Annotated in this window: 18 protein-coding genes; 8 read left to right on the top strand and 10 right to left on the bottom strand. The window is 59.8% G+C overall.

Translation table 11 applies throughout. From position 1 onward, the window contains the following. Window positions 1-16: 16 nt before the first annotated feature. Window positions 17-1,129 (bottom strand): aminotransferase class V-fold PLP-dependent enzyme, encoded by a 1,113-nt coding sequence (locus NZK35_RS25935; protein WP_259635428.1) that lies wholly within the window; start codon window positions 1,127-1,129, stop codon window positions 17-19. 284 nt (window positions 1,130-1,413) lie between these two features. On the opposite strand from NZK35_RS25935, the gene NZK35_RS25940 reads away from it, so the two are divergent. From NZK35_RS25940 to NZK35_RS25955, 4 genes are all read left to right on the top strand, one after another. Further along, window positions 1,414-1,617, top strand: a complete 204-nt coding sequence (locus tag NZK35_RS25940; protein ID WP_145207584.1) for a hypothetical protein — start codon at window positions 1,414-1,416, stop codon at window positions 1,615-1,617. Window positions 1,618-1,799: 182 nt separating this feature from the next. Then, window positions 1,800-2,942, top strand: a complete 1,143-nt coding sequence (locus NZK35_RS25945; protein ID WP_259635429.1) for an LptF/LptG family permease — start codon at window positions 1,800-1,802, stop codon at window positions 2,940-2,942. After that, window positions 2,939-3,625 carry a TIGR04283 family arsenosugar biosynthesis glycosyltransferase gene (locus tag NZK35_RS25950; protein ID WP_259635430.1) on the top strand — a complete coding sequence of 229 codons (687 nt, stop codon included), beginning with the start codon at window positions 2,939-2,941 and terminating at the stop codon, window positions 3,623-3,625. The genes NZK35_RS25945 and NZK35_RS25950 overlap by 4 nt, the downstream gene beginning before the upstream one ends. A 187-nt stretch (window positions 3,626-3,812) precedes the next feature. Then, window positions 3,813-3,995, top strand: a complete 183-nt coding sequence (locus tag NZK35_RS25955) for a hypothetical protein (RefSeq protein ID WP_095740813.1) — start codon at window positions 3,813-3,815, stop codon at window positions 3,993-3,995. A gap of 110 nt (window positions 3,996-4,105) precedes the next feature. Here the strand turns inward: NZK35_RS25955 and NZK35_RS25960 are convergent, their stop codons facing one another. From NZK35_RS25960 to NZK35_RS25970, 3 genes are all read right to left on the bottom strand, one after another. Further along, window positions 4,106-5,227 (bottom strand): hypothetical protein, encoded by a 1,122-nt coding sequence (locus NZK35_RS25960; protein WP_259635431.1) that lies wholly within the window; start codon window positions 5,225-5,227, stop codon window positions 4,106-4,108. 319 nt (window positions 5,228-5,546) lie between these two features. Then, window positions 5,547-6,020 (bottom strand): tRNA adenosine(34) deaminase TadA, encoded by a 474-nt coding sequence (gene tadA / locus NZK35_RS25965; RefSeq protein WP_259635432.1) that lies wholly within the window; start codon window positions 6,018-6,020, stop codon window positions 5,547-5,549. Window positions 6,021-6,031: 11 nt separating this feature from the next. Continuing rightward, window positions 6,032-6,889, bottom strand: a complete 858-nt coding sequence (locus tag NZK35_RS25970) for a DUF1080 domain-containing protein (protein ID WP_259635433.1) — start codon at window positions 6,887-6,889, stop codon at window positions 6,032-6,034. A 105-nt stretch (window positions 6,890-6,994) separates the two neighbouring features. Between NZK35_RS25970 and NZK35_RS25975 the strand changes: the two genes are divergently transcribed. Beyond that, window positions 6,995-7,429, top strand: a complete 435-nt coding sequence (locus tag NZK35_RS25975; protein ID WP_259635434.1) for a VanZ family protein — start codon at window positions 6,995-6,997, stop codon at window positions 7,427-7,429. Here NZK35_RS25975 and NZK35_RS25980 read toward each other — a convergent pair. Beyond that, window positions 7,372-8,529: a potassium channel protein gene (locus NZK35_RS25980; protein ID WP_259635435.1), complete on the bottom strand. Its 1,158-nt coding sequence runs from the start codon at window positions 8,527-8,529 to the stop codon at window positions 7,372-7,374. The genes NZK35_RS25975 and NZK35_RS25980 overlap by 58 nt on opposite strands. A gap of 269 nt (window positions 8,530-8,798) precedes the next feature. Between NZK35_RS25980 and NZK35_RS35000 the strand changes: the two genes are divergently transcribed. Further along, window positions 8,799-9,014, top strand: a complete 216-nt coding sequence (locus tag NZK35_RS35000) for a DUF1289 domain-containing protein (protein ID WP_407699837.1) — start codon at window positions 8,799-8,801, stop codon at window positions 9,012-9,014. Window positions 9,015-9,038: 24 nt separating this feature from the next. Here NZK35_RS35000 and NZK35_RS25985 read toward each other — a convergent pair whose 3' ends face one another. Continuing rightward, on the bottom strand, window positions 9,039-9,827 hold the full coding sequence (locus tag NZK35_RS25985) for a methionine-R-sulfoxide reductase (protein ID WP_259635436.1): 789 nt from the start codon (window positions 9,825-9,827) through the stop codon (window positions 9,039-9,041). Then, the gene (locus NZK35_RS25990) at window positions 9,820-11,091 is read right to left on the bottom strand and encodes a prepilin peptidase (RefSeq protein WP_259635437.1); all 1,272 of its coding nucleotides are present in this window, start codon (window positions 11,089-11,091) and stop codon (window positions 9,820-9,822) included. The genes NZK35_RS25985 and NZK35_RS25990 overlap by 8 nt, the downstream gene beginning before the upstream one ends. A gap of 153 nt (window positions 11,092-11,244) precedes the next feature. On the opposite strand from NZK35_RS25990, the gene mtnA reads away from it, so the two are divergent. Further along, a complete protein-coding gene (gene mtnA, locus NZK35_RS25995; RefSeq protein ID WP_259635438.1) occupies window positions 11,245-12,294 on the top strand; it encodes an S-methyl-5-thioribose-1-phosphate isomerase in 1,050 nt (349 codons plus the stop codon). A gap of 402 nt (window positions 12,295-12,696) precedes the next feature. Here the strand turns inward: mtnA and NZK35_RS26000 are convergent, their stop codons facing one another. The 3 genes from NZK35_RS26000 to NZK35_RS26010 form a co-directional block, all read right to left on the bottom strand. Next, complete coding sequence (locus tag NZK35_RS26000) at window positions 12,697-13,719, bottom strand: DUF1559 domain-containing protein (protein WP_259635442.1); 1,023 nt, start codon at window positions 13,717-13,719, stop codon at window positions 12,697-12,699. 218 nt (window positions 13,720-13,937) lie between these two features. Then, entirely contained in the window at window positions 13,938-14,882 is a 945-nt protein-coding gene (locus tag NZK35_RS26005) for a hypothetical protein (RefSeq protein ID WP_259635439.1), read from the bottom strand. A gap of 3 nt (window positions 14,883-14,885) precedes the next feature. Then, window positions 14,886-15,470: a YceI family protein gene (locus tag NZK35_RS26010; protein ID WP_259635440.1), complete on the bottom strand. Its 585-nt coding sequence runs from the start codon at window positions 15,468-15,470 to the stop codon at window positions 14,886-14,888. Between the two features lie 815 nt (window positions 15,471-16,285). On the opposite strand from NZK35_RS26010, the gene NZK35_RS26015 reads away from it, so the two are divergent. Continuing rightward, window positions 16,286-17,221: a CBS domain-containing protein gene (locus NZK35_RS26015; RefSeq protein ID WP_259635441.1), complete on the top strand. Its 936-nt coding sequence runs from the start codon at window positions 16,286-16,288 to the stop codon at window positions 17,219-17,221. Window positions 17,222-17,521 lie beyond the last annotated feature (300 nt).

Genomic DNA, 17,521 nt, shown 5'->3' on the forward strand with positions numbered 1-17,521 from the left:
GAGTGGTGCCAAAGCGCTACGTCGACACCACCGCGTCAACGAGCCGCTCCAGGTCCGAGCTGTCATTGTAAGCATGAACGCCGGCCCGGATGCCGCCCCCGCGGCAGCTGACGACACAACCTTGTTCGAATGCCCGGTTGCGAACCGCCGCGGGATCTTGCCCAGGTACCCCAAAGGTCACGATGCCCGAGCGGTGCTGACGCTTGCCGGGCATCTGGGTCGGCAGACCGATGGCGCGCAGCCGGTCATCCAATTCAGTCGCCAACCCCAGCACACGGTCGCCGATCGCGTTGGGGCCATGTGTTTGGCGAATCGTATGGAACATCGCCACACTCGCTCCCAACGCGGCCGCGGCCGACATGTTGGCCGAACCCGGCTCAAACCGCGCCGCGGTGCGGCGAAGATCCAGTTTCGGGTCGGCATAATTGAACGTGTTCCGCACGCTGTTCCAACCGACGCTACAGCAGCGCAGACGCTCCAGATGACGTTTGCGGATCACCGCCACGCCAAAACCTTCCGGTCCCAGCAGCCACTTGTGACCATCGGCGGCCAAAAAATCGACATCGATCTTCTGCAAATCCAGATCAAACACTCCCAGCCCCTGGATCGCGTCGAGGAAGACCAAGACGCCCTCCGCGTGCGCCCGCTGGACGATCGCTTCCAAATCGGCGCGAAAACCGCTCGCATACCCGACCCAGGACAGAGAAATCATGCGGGTTGAATCATCGACATGGTCGAACACGTCATCCGGCTCGACACGTCCGTCGCGTCGCGGCACGATCCGCACCTCGACGCCACGCGAGGCCTGGTTTTGCCAGGGGTACAGATTGCTGGGGAACTCGCCGTCGGGAATCACGACCGAATCGCCGCTCTGCCAGGGGAACCCTTCGGCGACCAAATTGATTCCCGCCGACGTGTTGGGGACAAAGCAGACTTCGTCCGTCTCGGCGTGCAACAGCTCGGCGAATGCCTGACGCAGCGATTCCACCCGCCCCGCCCAAGTGGGCCAGACGGTATCGCCCTCGTGTTCGGCTTCGTCGGCATAGTTCCGCAGCGCCGCGGCAGCCGGCATCGAAAGCGGGCCGACGGCGGCGTGGTCCAAATAGGCCCATTTTTCCGTAATCGGCATTTTTTTTCGCCACCAGCCCCACGGGTCGGAGCGAATTTGGGTGTCAAAATCTGGCTGAAATGGCGTGCTTGGCATGATTTTGGATCGTCGAATCGCCCGTCTAAACGGAATTTACCGAAAAATTGTCCCAATCCGGGGCCAGAGTGGCTCTCGGTAAACTAGCGATATAGCGTAGGCTTGGGAAACATGTGCTCGGGCAACTATACTGCGGCCCTTTCCCGGCCGCGATACGAGCGTTACGTCTGGCCCTTCACTCATTTCACATTCGTCCCGAGGTTCAATTGATGCCCAAGGCACTCTGTCTTTTTAGCCTTGTCGCGTCGATCTTGGTCGTCAGCCTGTTCGTTTTAGACGCGGTTGCCTTACTGTCTGGCCAAACCAGCTTGGCGATTTTGGGTGGTGCGAGTCTGATGATGGACCTCACCTTTGCGATCTTGGGCGGCGTTCTGATCTACTTGAGCTGGTCGACTTATCGCGAGCAGCGATAGCGTTTCGATTCGATCTTGCGTCGGCCGCCGACCCGGTGGGATGCTTGCGCGATCGCTGAGGATCCTCCAGGGCGTCATCCCGAGTGATCTGAACGGTCCCCCCTGTGCCCTGATGCTCGGGGCCCAGATGGTCCCTCCGCGTGGCAGGCCACACGTTTCCATCCAACCGAGTCCGATCCGCCGTGACGCAAATCGATCGTTACATTCTGGGGCTGTTCTTCCGGACGTTTCTGGTCTGTTTCGCCTCGCTGTCTGGAATCTTTGTCGTTTTCCATGCCTTCCAGAACATGAACGACTTGGTGGAATTGGCCGAGTCACGCGGCGTCGGAATCTCCCGCGTGATGTGGTATTACTACGGCCCCTACATGCTGCTGTTGTTCGACTGGACCGGCGCGATCATCGCCCTGATGTCCCTGTTGTTCGTCGTCGGATGGCTGCGTCGAACCGGCGAGCTGACCGCGACGCTGGCCGCCGGCGTATCGCACGGACGCATTTTCCGCTCCATGATTTTCGCCGCTCTGGCCATCGTATTGGTTCAGCTGGGCAGCCGCGAATTGCTGTTGCCGACGATGCGTGATGCGCTGTCGATGAAGAGCAAGGATCTTTCCGGCGACGCCCCTCAACCGATCTTGCCCAGCTATGACAAAATCAGCGGGATCTTGCTCGGAGGCCACTCGATCCGGCCGCGCAGCAAAGAAATCCATCAGCCCAATTTCCGACTCGATGTTGATTACCCGGGCTTCGGCGAAGCCATCGTCTCGGTCTCGGCGCGCTGGTTACCGGCCGACGAGAACCACGACGAGGGCTACTTGATGCAAAACGTCTTCACCCCGCCGGCGATCGACTACATCCCCTCGGCGGGACGTGACGGACGTCTGATTTTGATGACGGCCCACGACCAACCCTGGATCGCTTCGGGCGAATGCTTCGTTGTCACGCCGGTCAATGCTGAAATCCTGCAGACCGACCAATCCTCCACCCGGCTGTCCAGCAGCAAGCAACTGTTGGAACGTCTGCGCAATCCCGCGGTCCATAACTCGATGGCGACGCGTGTACTGTTGCACGAGCGGATCATGCGGGTGCCGCTGGACTTTTCGCTGTTCTTGCTCGGATTGCCACTGGTTGTCAATCGCCGCGGCCGCAATCTGTTCATGATGATCGGCACCGCCATCGGTACGGTGATGCTGTTCTTCGCACTCAAGACCGCCGGCAGCGCAATGGGAGGCGGGGGCTACTTGCTATCGCCCGCGGTCGCCGCATGGATGCCCTTTCTGGTCCTCGGACCGATCGCCTACGTCAGACTCCGCGAAGTTGAAACGGTATGACGCCGCAACAGGTTTCGGTCATCATCCCGGCGCTCAACGAAGCCGAACGGATCGAAGCGGCAATCGAATCAGCCTGGAACAATGACGCGGGCGAAGTCATCGTGTGCGACGGCGGCAGCAGCGACCCGACCCCCCAGATCGCACGGGCGCGACGGGCGACCGTCGTCACCGCCCCACGCGGCCGCGGAACCCAACTCCGCGCCGGGGCCATTACCGCGACAGGAAGCGTCCTGCTGTTCCTCCACGCGGACAATCGATTGGGTGACGGCTGTTTCCAAGCGTTGTGCGAGCGCATCGACGCCTCGGCCCAACCGCACGCGTGCTGGGGGGGACTCAAGCAGCGAATCGAGGAGCCCGGACTTGCGTACAGGTTGCTGGAGTGGGGCAATGCAATCCGCATCCGTTGGCGGGGCATGCCGTTCGGAGACCAAGCGATCTTTGTGACGCGAACGTTGTACGACCACGTGGGAGGATTCCCGTCGGTTCCCTTGATGGAAGACGTCGCTTTCTCCAAAGCACTGCGACGACAATCTTGGCCGATGCTGGTTGATGCGATCGTCCACATCGACGCGCGGCGCTGGAAAAAACGCGGCGTTTTGAGACAGACCGCTCGAAACTGGGGCCTTCAACTCGCTCATTGCTTGGGAGTGTCTGAAACTCGTCTTGAAAAATGGTACCGATGATTCGTGGGGTTTTTGCTGTTTCCAGCTCGAATTCTCGTTCGAATGCGATCCGGGACCTTGCGGCTGGCTGCACTGAATTTAGAATCGATTGCCTGTCTGAGGGCGCGCGATTGATGCAGTGAGTGTTTGATCGGGACAAACACGCAATCACGTTCTGCCGCTCGGATGACCCCTCGAGGTTATCGTTTTGCTTACTGAAGCCACCGTTGAAGAGATGTTCCGCAAGCTGATTAGCGACCCCAAGCGTGGGGAAAACGTTTTTGATGAAGCAGAAGATCTCCTGGACGAAGAACTCCGGCCGGAAAGCCCACTGCGGCACCGACTGAGCCAGGAGTTAGAGGAACTGCGAGAGTTGGCCGAGAAAGCTTGATCACCTCTCCGAAAAATCGCGACCACCGATGTCGCATCAACCAAAGAAAGCCGCGACGGAATGATTCCGCCGCGGCTTTTCTGTTTTTGACGTTCGGTCGCTGAGTCTGACTAGCGGTTCAGGGTGATCCCGAAGGTACCGCCGACCATCAAGTAGTCTTGATCGTTGTCGCCGCCTCGCAGGATGGAGTTATCCAGGTCCCCGCCCCGCCACAGACCGCGAGCGACATCGATCAGCTGGAAACCGGCTCGCACCGTGATCGCACGGGACAGTTGGTAGCCGAGTTCGCCGCGGACATCAAAGCCGAGGAAAAACTCTTCGTTGCGAGTGTAGTCGCGGTCGGTTTCCTCATACAGGATTCGAGTGACTTCATCGCCTTCGGCAATCGTGTCGGTTCCGTCGTACACGACCGCTTCGGTGTGTCGGTTGTTGAAGCTGCTTTGGAAGTTCGCCCCCGAGAAGACTTTGAAGTCGGTCGCGAAGGTGAATCGATCAAAGAACTTGAAGTATCGGAATCCGATCTGTCCGGTGATCGCTTCGTTCTCGGTGAATGCCTGGTCGGTCGTCATCAACTCCGACGCGGCACCGTAGGTGGTGACCAAGTTCGGACGTCCGGCGACTCCGTCTGCGATCTGATCCGGGTCGTTCGAACTGATGAAGTTCTGCCGAACGTTGGTGTCTTCAATTCGGAACCAGCGGAACCCAACCATCGGCTCCAGGATCCCACCATAGTGGTACGGTTCCAATCGCCACGTCTTGCTCAGCTCGTAGCTGTCAAAGTCGATCACGTTCTCGCTTCGCTTTTCATCGACGAATCGATAGTTGAATCCGCGATTGTTGCTGATGCCGGGAATCGCTTCGAATCCGAACGGAGGCGCGGGGTTGGTCGCTTCGCCGTCAAGCTCGTCTTCGTTGAAACGATTACCGCGTTCCTTGCGGACGCTGAAAAACTCGCCGACGTCATTGTCGACCCAGCTGAACAACCAGCCCTTGTCCTCGTCGGGCAACATGAACCCGATTTCGTAACGATGGCCCCAGCCACTGTCCAGACCGGACTCGAGGCCTTGAGAATTGTTTTCCAGTTCAGGCCGCGAACCATAAAGGTTCAAGCGGTCGTAGGTGGCGAACCAACCCGTATTGGCTCGCTTCTTTGGCTTCATATCCGCCAAGTCCATATCGTAGATCGGCTCGAACCAACGGAAGTCGGGATCGAACTGAAGCGGATCCGCCACGGGGACGTGCTCCTGAGCCTGGGCCGAAGCCATACCACAGAGCAGTACAAGGGATCCAAAAATTCTAGCCGTCAGCTTCCGTACCGACATCGCTGTTCCACCGTCTATTAGAAGTCGTCCGTAGTGACCGCCGGAATCTGCCTGCAGATTCCATCAGCGGCCCGCGTTGGGGTGCATTGACCGATTTTCTCGTCTCTCTTGACACAAAGATTCGGTCGTGACGGTCTTATCGGACAGGTGGAACGCCAGGGCTTAGTCTGATTATCGCGAGAAGTGGCAAAAGTCCGAGAATCTTGAATACCGGCACAGTTTCCCAGCGTCACTTTTTCCCCAACGCACGTTTGCTAGCGAAAAAATCGGTCAAGATTTGTCCGCAAGGCTCCGCCTTGACCCCCGCGACCACCTCCGCCTGATGATTCAGCCGATCGTCGCTGAGCAACCGAAACAGGCTGGTCACCGCGCCGGCCTTGCCGTCGCTGGCACCGAACACCACCCGCGGAATCCGGGCCTGCAGAATCGCCCCGGCACACATCGGGCAAGGCTCCAGGGTCACGTACAGCGTCGTGTTTTCCAGCCGCCAATCGCCGATCGCCGCGGCCGCTTGCGTGATGGCAATCATCTCCGCATGCGCCGTGGGGTCCTTCAACATCTGCCGCTGGTTGGACGCCGCCGCGATGATCTGGTGATCGCGGATCACGATCGCCCCGACGGGCACCTCGTCGTGCTCCACCGCTTGAGAGGCGAGTTCCAGGGCGCGGCCCATGAAGTGCTCGTCGATCTGCTGCTGTTGCATCACCGGCAGACCTACTTTGCCGCCGTGATTTCAGAAGCCTGCAGCCGCCGCAGTTGGATGTTGCGGATTTGCGAATCACACTCAAAGTTGGCAATCCCCAGCGGGGTGCAGGGATCCATTTCAAAACGGATGTCAAACTCGTGGTCCTGTCGCGGGTGGCTGAACAGTTCCGTGCCGTCGACCCAGGCCGTGATTTTCGTGGTCTCCACTCGCACCCGGGCGCTGTACCACTTTTTGTCCTCATAGCTCATGAACATCGTGGTTTCGTTGTCGCTGGCGTCGCGCCCGTCGATGCTGCTGATCCCGGTGATCCCGCCGCCCCAGCCGCCCATCACCAGACTGACGTACTGGTCCGCGACGGGAAACGTAAAGGCACAAAGGAAGTCATAGCCCGAATCGCGTCGACATTCCCAGCGGAGTTCATAGTTGTCCCGCGGCAGCGGCTTCGCGTGTTTCGATTTCGAATCGTCCGCCCCGGTTTTGGGTGGGTCACCGTCAAAGGGGCCCGTCCAAACCACACCGGTCAGCGGGTCGCCGTGCTCCATCTTGATCACGTCATCCTTGAGGATCACGTCGCCTTCCCCTCCAAATTGACAGGCCTTCCAGTGGCCCGTGAGCGAGATCCAGGCAGCCTTTTCGGATTTGTCGGCGGAGTTTTTGGCCGTGGTCCCCTTTTGTGCGGCAGAGTTTTCCGAGCTCTCGCCCCCCGCGGCCTCGGCCGGAGACTGACCCACCGTTTCGGCTTGCTGAGCTGTCACTTGCTGAGCTGTGACTTGCTGGGAAGGCGTCACGGTTGTTACAACCGCCGCAGCGACGAGGGCGGCGAACATCATTCGGCCGCGGGTGAGGGTTCGATAGAGACGCTGCACGTTGGTGTCCTCTTGCCTAGAGATCGATTCGCTTCACGATTCAGTTTCAGTTCGACCAGACGACATCCGGCCCGCAACCAGTGGGCCGACAATCCAACCAATCCAATGCGTCCAATCACCGGCATCACCATACTCGGCTTTCGCCTTGGCGTCATCGCTCTGGCGCTCTATTGGATCGCACTTTTTCTGGGAACACACTGGCCGGCCGGGATCGATGTCGGCCCCCAGCTGAATGACAAGGTGAAGCACTTTTCCGGCTACTTCGGCCTGGCGATCCTGTGCTGCTACGTCACCCAGTCCCCCGGCAACGATCGAAGCCGGTCGGCGCGGCGTTTTCTGGGCGTGATCATCGTCTTGACGGCCTACGCCAGCATCGACGAGCTGACGCAAGCGTTCTCGCCGGGCCGGCACCCCGATGTTTTCGATGCCCTGGCCGATGTACTAGGGATTTTGACCGCCGTCGGCCTGTACCTCGCCGCCCGTCAAATCGTACGTCGATTCTGGTCGCCGCCGGTGTCCGCCGAAGCCATCGAATCTTGACGCACGACGCAACGACAGGGCTGCGAGGACGCGACATTACAGACGGCACAAATCGGGATCTCAGCCATCGACATCCCGGACGACATCGATTTCGCACGCTCCTGCTCCAACTCCAATGCCTCTTGCTCGACGCATTTTAATTTCAACTTGGCGATGCGTTGACGCAGCAAACGCGAATGCTTCTCCATCTCGGCTAGCTGCTTTTCCAGCTTCTCCATTCGCCGTTCATCGCTGACCCTTAGGAGACGTTCGGTCAAGTCGAACAGGATCAACACACGCAACGCTTTGATCGCCGTCCCCCGCAAACGGTACGCGCGTGCCAGATTCGACAGTTGCTGGATCCGCATCAAATCGGCCAGACGGGTCGCCTTGGCCAAACTCAGGGTGCGCAAGAACGAAACCAGCGGCAGCAGGATGATCGCCAAATCGATCCAGTGCTCTTTGCAATACTCCAACTTCTTTTCTGCAATCGACACCATCAAGATGAATTCGGCCGCGAATGCGAACCAAATCACTCCGGTCCCGCCGTGCAGCAAGATCCGCAACCATCGGTATGCGGCGACTTGATCTTTGAGAAAGAACTCGATGATCAAGATCGGCATGATCAGCAGCGCGACGACCATCATCGGAACGCTGAAATGGCGTTCCAGTTGACGCTGCAAACGGCGGCCGCCACGACGCCAACCCAGTCCGGGCAACCAGATCCGTCCGTGCATTTCAGGGCTCCGGGCGCACATCCGAAGCGCCGGACAGATGCAAAACAACCCGCTGTGCAGATGGTGCCGCAGGTGCGCGCGATCCCAGGGACGTGTCACCCAGTGCACGATCGCTTCACCGGCCACGACACACCAAATCCCCAGCATCGCCAACAACACCGCCCCTTCCAATCCGTACGGCGCCACCACCGCCATCTCGTCCGCCTCCAAACTCTCCGCGTCGATCAATTGCTCGGCACGTTCCTGTAGCCCGGGAAGGTCGACCCAAATCACCACCAGGACCGCCAAGCAGACCAGGTAGATCATCGCCAGCGAAAACATCAGCACTTCGTTGCGTCCGGCGAACCACCGCAACCACACTTTGGTGCCGAAACGCTTTTTCATCTCGAACTCCTGATGGCATGGACGATGCGTGCGATCAATCGGTGGTCAATCCGCAACCCGGGATCCGCCCCCCGATGAGAGGATTTTAGCAGACGGATCGGTAAAGCGTCCGGGCACCTCCGCTTGTCTTCGCTTCGCGGTATTGTCCTCTAGGCACCGGATGACCACGACCGGGGCGCCAGTCGCAGCGCCGAACGACGCCCGCCGACCGACGACGATCTGACGTCCGCCCCGCCGCATTTTGATGGTCGTGCGGGTACACTCAGCGCATGAACGAAGAAAATCAGCCGCCCGAACCGTCGTCCCCGGTCACGTCCCAGTCGCCCTGCATCGACCGCTGCGCGATCGACGCATCACAGACCTGCCTGGGGTGCTTTCGCACGCTCGACGAAATCGCCCGCTGGTCCCTGATGACGGAAGACGAAAGACGGATCACCAATGGCCGCTGCCGCCAGCGCCGCAGCTCAAAAAGGGGACGGGGGTAATAAAAGGCACACGATCTTCTGCCCCTAGTTCTCTGCCGACTCCTCCCCCTGCTTGTCCACCTCTTTCTCATCCTTGATCACCAGCTTGGCCGGCAGCTTTTTGCCCTCTGGAATGAACTTCATCGAAATTGAATTGACGCAGTGCCGGGTGTTCTTTTCGGTGAACCGTTCGCCCTCGAAAACGTGTCCGAGGTGTCCGCCGCAGTTGGCGCACAGAATCTCGGTCCGGTAGCCATCGGCATCGGTTTCGCGCCGCACGGCACCCTTGATTTCGTCGTCAAAACTTGGCCAGCCGCAATGGCTTTCAAACTTGTCGGCGCTGCGGTACAGCTGGGCGTTGCACTGGCGACAGATGTAGGTGCCGGGGTCCTTCGTCATCGTGTAACCGCCCGGCCCCGGCGGCTCGGTGCCTTTGTTCAGAATCACGTAGGCGGCATTTCGGTCGAGCGCGTTGTACTCGGCGACGAATTCCAACTTCTGCTTCGGCGCCAGTTTTTCGTTTGACTCTGTCACGGTTTTGTTTTCCGATTCGGGGGCATTTTTAGTGGGCGATTTTTCTTCGCCAGATTCTTTCGCGCCGGATTCTTTCGCGCCTGGGTCGGACGACTCGGTCGCGCGCTCGGCCGGAGACGAATCGCCGACCAAGACCACCGGCTCCGACGGATCCGTGGCGGCTTGCTGGGATGCTAACGGTGCGTCAACGCAGCCGCAGACAAACGCCAACAGCAGACCGCCGATCAGCCCAGCACCGCTGGCCGAAGCCATGCCCGTTGATCCGTTGTAACGATCGAGATTCTTCAAATAGTTATTCACCGAACATCGTCTCCTTCAAGACTCGCCAAAAGTAAAGCATCACACCCATGATACCCGTCAGGGCAACAAACAACCAAAGCATAAATGGCCCCAAGATCGCCAGATTGCCCAAGAACCACCCGTTGACGAGCCGATCCCATCCGAAAATCGAGAGCATCGTGCCGGCACAAAGATAGGGACCGAACGGGATTTCCGAGTTGCGAGTGATGATGAAATAGACCAGAACGATCGCGATGGCGGCAATCGGGGCCAGGAAGAACGACATCACGGCGCCTTGCCAGCCGATGAACGCGCCAATCATTGCCATCAACGTCACGTCGCCAAACCCCATCGCTTCACGACGCATCGCCAGACTGCCGACGATCCGAATCGCCCACACGACGCCGCCGCCGACGCCCAGTCCGATCAACGCCGTCAGCAATCCGATCCATGCGTCTCCCCCGATGCCGAAGACGATTCGAACGCCCACCGCACCGATCAACCACATCGCCAACAGGGCTTTCCAGGGGTTGTAGGGCTTGTTGCGGACCAGCGACGCAAAGAAATATTCGAACGCTTTGAGCGGCCCGCGACGCAGAATCAATCGGCGATTGGACAACGCAAAACACCACATCGTCCAAATCCCCACCCCCGTCCACCAGCCCGTCGGACCGGTCCACTTCGGAGCCTCCGCCGGCGCCGGTAAATAAAACGCGATCGGAACCAACACACCGTTCAAATCGAGTGCCGGCAGAAACGAATCGGTCATCGACACACAGGCCACAACCAAAGCGATCAACGTGCCCGGAATCGTGATCTCGTCGGGAATCGTTTGCTCGTCGAAATCGATAAACGTCGCCGCGACCATCAACGAAATCATGATCAGATGCGACACAAACACGATCGTCATCCATGGCTGGACCCCGGCGATCACCGCCGGCACGCGATCTGCTGGCGGGAGCAACAGCCCCGTTTGCGTGAGGAACCAGTAATACAGCGGGATCCCGATCGCCATCGCCAGCTCGATCAACATCGGCCGGATCCAAAACCCGCTGCCGTGAATCGAGGCTTCGCGACGCAATCCCAGCCAACCGACGATCGGGATGCGATCCGAAGTCTTGCGGGGCGGAGCCGTTTCATCAGCCGGCACCCAAGGCCCGATCAAACGTGCGTCCCAGGCCAATCGATAAATCGCCCAATTGGCAAGCACACCGATCGCGATCCCCAACATGGCGAGCAACACCAATCGCAGTTCGATCGGTAGCGATATCCAAATTGCGATCAAAGAATCAGTCTCATCGGGAGGTCCGTTGATGCGGGGCACGACGTGTTCGCCGCCGAGGACGGATGGTCTACATTGTTGAATGTATCTGCCCCCGGGTGAACCCCAGTAACCACTGCGAACCCCGGCAACCGACTCCATCCGCTCGTCCGCTCCATGACCGCCCCTGAAACGCTCCGCTTCGAAAACCATCGACTGATCCTGATCGACCAGACCAAGCTGCCCGGCGAATTGGCCGAACTGGTCTGCACCACGGTCCGGCAAACCCACGACGCGATCCGTCGACTGGTCGTGCGTGGTGCCCCGGCGATCGGCATCGCCGCCGCCTACGGCGTCTGCCTGGCTGCCGACGATCCGGCCTACAGCGAGCCGGACGATGGTTCCGAATCGGCCCCGCAATCGCGATACATCCACGCGATCGAATACCTGGCGACCAGCCGCCCGACCGCGGTGAATCTGTTCTGGGCCCTGGACCGGATGCGCCGCGTCGTTGAATCGACGTCGCAGGAAAACCTCAAAAACGCCCTGGTCGCCGAAGCGAAACAGATCCACGACGAAGACCGCCAGATGTGCCACGCGATCGGACGCAACGGGGCTCCGTTGTTATCTGGAATCGACACGGTGCTGACGCACTGCAACGCCGGCGGACTGGCCACGTCGACCTGGGGAACAGCGTTGGCGCCGATCTATCACTTGCACCAGAGCGGAAACGCGCCCAAAGTCATCGCCGATGAAACGCGGCCGCTGCTGCAAGGCGGACGGCTGACCGCATGGGAACTGTCGCAAGCCGGCGTCGACGTCACCGTGATCACCGATTCGATGTCGGGTTCCCTGATGCGACAAGGCGTGATCCAAGCCGTCATCGTCGGCGCCGATCGAATCACCGCCCGAGGTGATGTGGCCAACAAGATCGGGACCTACCCCGTCGCGGTGCTGGCCCGACATCACGGGCTGCCGTTCTACGTCGCCGCCCCGACCAACACGTTCGATTTAGCACTCGATTGCGGCGATGACATCCCGATCGAGCAGCGGAGTCGCGATGAAGTCGCCGCCCCGCACGGGGTCGGCATCGTTCCCGACGCGGCCGGTGTGCTCAACCCGGCCTTCGACGTCACGCCCGCCGAACTGGTCACCGCGATCATCACCGAACGCGGCGTGATCCAACAACCGACCAGCGATGCCATTGCAAGACATTTCAGTGCCTAGCAACGAATAGGAAATACACGTCGGATCTTATGCGTGGGATAGGCTTCCAGCCTGTCAGTTCAGCATTGAAGCACCTGGAAACCTATCCCACCGGTTTTCCGATTGTTGCTGAGAGCGATTTGCATCAGCCGATTCGCGTGAGCGGCGACCTCTTTCGCGTCGCTGCGAAAATCAGGTAAGAAGATTACGGAGGTAAGAAAATGATGAAATGCACCATCCATCCGATCCAACCAATCTTCCTACCACCAAAATCTTCCTACCATTCCAACTAGCGATCATGCCCTGCCGGATCGCTGACATTCAGCGGAGGGTTGGCAGAGTGATTTCACGCAGACAATTCGTTGACAAGATCCACTACGCGGTGGATAGGGTAAGCATCCAACCTGCGCCGCCTCAGCGCCGCTACTCCGGCACCGTCACGGTTTCGCCGCCGGCTCGTGTGGAAAGATTCCGCCAGAGGTCCAAATTGATCGAATCGGTGATGAATCGCACCGAGCCATCCATCATCGTGACGTTCACACCACCCTGGTGGTAGCTGCGGCTGGTCACGGCCGCCTGAGTCAGCGCGGTCGTGTCTCTGCCCTCGCGGATGTTCGTGAAGTCGACATCAAACTCACGACCACTGACCTCACAAATCACTTTGCGGTTGGGAGAAAACGTGGTCGTGAATCCCGATTGATGAACGCGTCCGTCAACCCATTCGGTGTGGCCGGTGTCGGTTTTAAAGCTGCCGCCCAGGGCACAGATTTCGGCGGGCTCGAGCGGTGTCGGGATCGTTCCATCGATTTCCACGTCACGGTAGTACGGCGTCCTGGCTTTGACTTCGCCGAACCCGAGCGTGTTGCTCAGCCCATCCAACACATCGCGGAATCGCGACACACGGCCGGCGACAAACGACCCCGGACCGGTTTGGTTCGTATTGGGATTGAATACAAACCACGGTCCGGCGTTGTAGCCGTAGCTGAGCGGATAGTGGTAGGGATTGCCGTCGTCATCGTTGCGTTCAAAGTCGTTGACGTCGCTGGGGCACAAGTAAACCGGCACGCGAAAACTGGAGACTTTGATCGATTCGCCATCCACCGTGATCCGGGCCGCCCCGTAGCCGGCACTGAAATCGATTGCCGACGCCAAGGCGACGTTTTCGACGTAGGGCAAAATCCTCGCCTGCGTCGACCAACCGTCGCCAGTCATCGCCGGTCGCGTCCAGGCCGGGGGCAGACGTTTGGTGGCCGATTCGTAATTGTGAACGGCCAAAATCATCTGCTTCATGTTGTTGGTGCAACTCATGCGCCGCGCCGCTTCGCGAGCCGCCTGAACGGCCGGCAACAACAATCCGACCAGAATACCGATGATCGCGATCACGACCAGCAACTCCACCAAGGTGAAGGCGTTTCGTCGCGACCGGGTGGTGGTCGACAGCGACATGCAACGCAGCGACATCAAACGGGGCTGGGCAGGCATGATGGAGTATCTCCTCGGATCGGTTCCGTCCCTGGGGGGGACGCCCCGGTTGTGCGGGTGAAAGGTAGGGCTGCCGTGTCGACCGCGGCACTAACGCTAATGAGAATTGTTCTCGACAAGTATTCTGCGAAGCCGAGATCTTTTTTGCAAGAGGTGCAGCGAAAAAAGATCGGAGCGGAAAATCAACGGCCTTGCATCACGACCAGCGGCGCCAGATCGCGGTCGAAATCACGCTTGGCCGACGCCAGCGTGATGACCAGCGGGACCGCAACCAGGCACAGCCGAATCGTCCCGACGATCCAAGGCCGTTGGTGCTTCAGCGGCGCGATCTCGGTCACCCAGCACAACAAGGGCGCCAGACAGATCGCCACGGCGCGTCCGCCAGGGACGCGTCCGAAAAAGTGGCCGATGAACAACACGCCGAACAAGCCGATCACGCCGACGGCAATCAAGACCGTCGGCAACACAGGCGGCGCTGTAGACGGTCTTTCGCCGGACACCCCACGTCGACCGCTGGCCATCACCCAAGCCACGGTCGCGGTCCCCAGCAACGCGGCGACCATCGGCATCGCCGCCTCGCCGCCTCTTAAATATCCCGCCATCATCACCGTCGCGGCGGCCGATTGAATGGCCAGACCGAGACTCAGTGGGATTGAAACCCCAGGGCGTCGACGCCCCAATGCGAACATCAACCCCCAACAACTCCCCAACAACGCCCAACAGACACCGAAGCTGATCGCCGCTTGCCAGGCCGTCCATGTCTCCGAATCGCTCACGTACACCGAACCGTGCAGCAGAATTCGCGGCGTCAGCAAAATCAAACCGATCCGCAACGCCCACGCGAACCGGTTGCCGACCGGCGGCAACGCGGCGACCGATTCGATCAACAACGCCGCGGGAATGACGATCAGCAACAACCGATCCAGACCGCCGGCCGGCGGCAACGCGACGTGCAGGTCCTCGACCCGCAGCCCCACCGTCAAGCCAACGGCGACCGCGATGCCACATGCCGCGTTCAGCCAAGCGGCCGTCGGCGACCTGGGCAGCCAAAGCAGTACCACGGCGATCGCAGCGCCGGCGGCCGCTGCGGCCGCGGTCGCCTGGACATACAGCAGCGGATCGGGCATCCGTTACTCGCGAACGCCTTCGCAATCGATGATGATCAACGCCGTGTCGCCGATCGGGCCGATGGCTCGCTTGTCGAAGCCATAGTCGCTTCGTTTGAGCGCAAGCTCGGTGGAGAAGGCGACGCGTTTGACCTTTTTGAAATCGTGTTCCTTTCCGCCCATCAAAACGAGCGTGATCTTGTTGGTCGTTCCGTGCATCGTGAAGTCTCCGGTGACTTCATAACCGCCATCAATCGGCTTGACGCTCGTACTGCGGAACTCGATCGTGGGAAACTGTTTGGTGTCAAAGTAATCGGGCTGACGCAGGTGTTCGTCACGCGCCTTGTTGGCCGTGTCGACGCTATCGACTTTGATCGTCAACGAAAACGTCGACTTGGAAGGATCTTCGCGGTCGAGCGAAAACGTGCCGGAAACATCATTGAATCGGCCATGGATCCAACTGATGTCCAAGTGCCGAGCCTTGAAACTGACCGAGGAGTGCACCCCGTCGTATTCGTAAACGTCGGCCGCCGAAACCGAGGCTCCGCCGGCAGCCGACAGGGTGCCCAGCAGGAGAGCCAAGACCAAACTCGTACAGTGATTTCGCATCAGTCGTTTTCTTTCAAATTGGAATCGAAGTCGGTTGACGGGTCGCACGCGCAACTCGCCCAGTCGGAACTGTATACCAAAACCGACGCTGGACCGGGGCCGACAGCCCGGTGCTTGACGACACGGCCGATCCCCTATCGGAATTGACAGCTCCTCAGTCACGCTCTCCGGTAGCAGTTTGGTGTCAACACACCTTAAGCCACCCTCCCTGCCAGGCAACGCTGGGTAGCATTTTTTAGCGGTAGGGCGCGAGCCCTCCGGTGTTTTGGCAAAGATAAGGAACCGGAGGGCTCGCGCCCTGCCGCTAAAACCGGACGAAACACAGGGAAAAATGCTTCACAGCGTTGCCTGCCGGGGAGGGTCGAGCGAAGCGAGGGGAGGGTCTGTCTGCATCATCAGATGATTTTGAACCACGACGCCCCCTCCCCGGCCGCCCCCTCCCCGGCCGCCCCCTCCCCGGCCGCCCCCTTCCCGGTCGCCCGTACCTCGCGTCCGACCCTCTCAACACGGGGAGCGACATGAAGTCTTTGGACTGAAGTCGCTACCAATGCTGCCTGGCACGCGAAACGGGAAGAAAAAAAACTGTCAAGCCGACAGAATGTCGCAACTCGCCGGTGAGTTCGTTATAGTTAATGCAGGGGGGCGTGTAGCGGAAAAACTGCCGACCGACTGGTGGGGCATTCTTTCGCACCGTCAGTCGATGAGGAGGAACCACGGCGTGACGAACCGGGTTTCGGGATCGGAAAGGGCCGTTTTCAACCCGAGCGACGACCAAAGACTTTTTACAAACCTATCTAATCTGCGAGAGGCTTGAAATGAACGAAGTGAAAGTGGCTCAGGATTTCATGCGTCGCAAATTGGTGACGCTCTCTCCGCACACGAAAGTGCTTGACGGTGTGGCGAGACTGTTGCGCGACAACATCTCCGGTGCGCCGGTCGTGGATGATCAAAATCAATACGTCGGCGTGTTCAGTGAAAAGGCATGCATGAAGGCGCTCAGTGGTTCGGTGGCCGCCGCGATCGAACTGGGGATCAGCGCGCCCAAGGTCCGCGAGTTCATGAAACGTGATTTGATAACGCTTTCACAAGATGACGACGTCTTTCGGTCGATCGATCACATTCTCAGCAAGCGCATTTCCGGTGCGCCGGTGGTAGACGCCAAGGGAAATTTTCTAGGGATCTTCTCCGAGAAGACGGCAATGCGAGTTTTGGTCGCCGCACTCTACGACCAGGTGCCGGGCACCAATGTGGGTTCCTACATGAACCTGGATCGCAATCGAATCATCGACGAAAACGATTGCCTGCATGACGTCGCGAGGAAGTTCGAAGAAACGCCGTATCGCCGACTGCCGATTCTCCATGGCGAAAAGCTCGCCGGTCAGGTCAGCCGACGTGACGTGCTGCGCGCCCAACATCGCATCGCCTTGGAAGTCGCCGATCGCGTCCGCCGAAACGGTGCATCAGGCTCCATCGCGGAGTCGGCCAAGGACCATGAGGTGGGCGACTTTGCCGATACCGCGGCGCTCACGCTGGGGCCCAACGCGGACATCCTGCAAATCGCACAGCTGTTCTTGAACTCTCCCTACCGACGGGTTCCGATCGTCAGCGGAGGCAAACTGGTCGGCCAGATCAGTCGACGTGACTTGCTGGAAGCCGCCGCCGATCTGCTGCGTCCCGACCCCGCCCGGCACCAAGCGAGCCCGCTCTACTTGAGCCCCCTGGCCGACTCGCTGCCGCCATCGATGCGCTGAACCAGAATCGATTCGCTGCGACCCCGCCGGGGTCGGTGGGAAATTTGCGACGCCCTTCCCGGAGGTGGCGCTACGCTGACCTCCGGCTACTCGCTGAAATCCCTCCGGGATACCGGATTCGCGAGGGCGAATCGGCTGATATCCCGAGCGCCACCAGCCGTTTGGCGCGAGCCGACGGGCGCTCGTTGGTCGCTGGCATGACCCCGAAGGGTGTCAAAGCCAGTAGCCGGAGGTGAGCGCAGCGACACCTCCGGACATCCGGTCCCCCGCACGACGCGACCCCGGAGCGACGGTCTTATT

It is taken from the genome of Stieleria sedimenti (assembly GCF_025060895.1).
GTDB lineage: Bacteria > Planctomycetota > Planctomycetia > Pirellulales > Pirellulaceae > Stieleria > Stieleria sedimenti.

Coding starts and splice junctions, on each gene's coding strand:
- tadA (WP_259635432.1), bottom strand. CDS start 6,020: ATGCAACAGCAGCAGATCGACGAGCACTTCATGGGCCGCGCCCTGGAA.
- mtnA (WP_259635438.1), top strand. CDS start 11,245: ATGACCGCCCCTGAAACGCTCCGCTTCGAAAACCATCGACTGATCCTG.
- NZK35_RS26010 (WP_259635440.1), bottom strand. CDS start 15,470: ATGCGAAATCACTGTACGAGTTTGGTCTTGGCTCTCCTGCTGGGCACC.
- NZK35_RS26000 (WP_259635442.1), bottom strand. CDS start 13,719: ATGTCGCTGTCGACCACCACCCGGTCGCGACGAAACGCCTTCACCTTG.
- NZK35_RS25980 (WP_259635435.1), bottom strand. CDS start 8,529: ATGAAAAAGCGTTTCGGCACCAAAGTGTGGTTGCGGTGGTTCGCCGGA.
- NZK35_RS26015 (WP_259635441.1), top strand. CDS start 16,286: ATGAACGAAGTGAAAGTGGCTCAGGATTTCATGCGTCGCAAATTGGTG.
- NZK35_RS25950 (WP_259635430.1), top strand. CDS start 2,939: ATGACGCCGCAACAGGTTTCGGTCATCATCCCGGCGCTCAACGAAGCC.
- NZK35_RS25940 (WP_145207584.1), top strand. CDS start 1,414: ATGCCCAAGGCACTCTGTCTTTTTAGCCTTGTCGCGTCGATCTTGGTC.
- NZK35_RS35000 (WP_407699837.1), top strand. CDS start 8,799: ATGAACGAAGAAAATCAGCCGCCCGAACCGTCGTCCCCGGTCACGTCC.
- NZK35_RS25935 (WP_259635428.1), bottom strand. CDS start 1,129: ATGCCGATTACGGAAAAATGGGCCTATTTGGACCACGCCGCCGTCGGC.
- NZK35_RS26005 (WP_259635439.1), bottom strand. CDS start 14,882: ATGCCCGATCCGCTGCTGTATGTCCAGGCGACCGCGGCCGCAGCGGCC.
- NZK35_RS25975 (WP_259635434.1), top strand. CDS start 6,995: ATGCGTCCAATCACCGGCATCACCATACTCGGCTTTCGCCTTGGCGTC.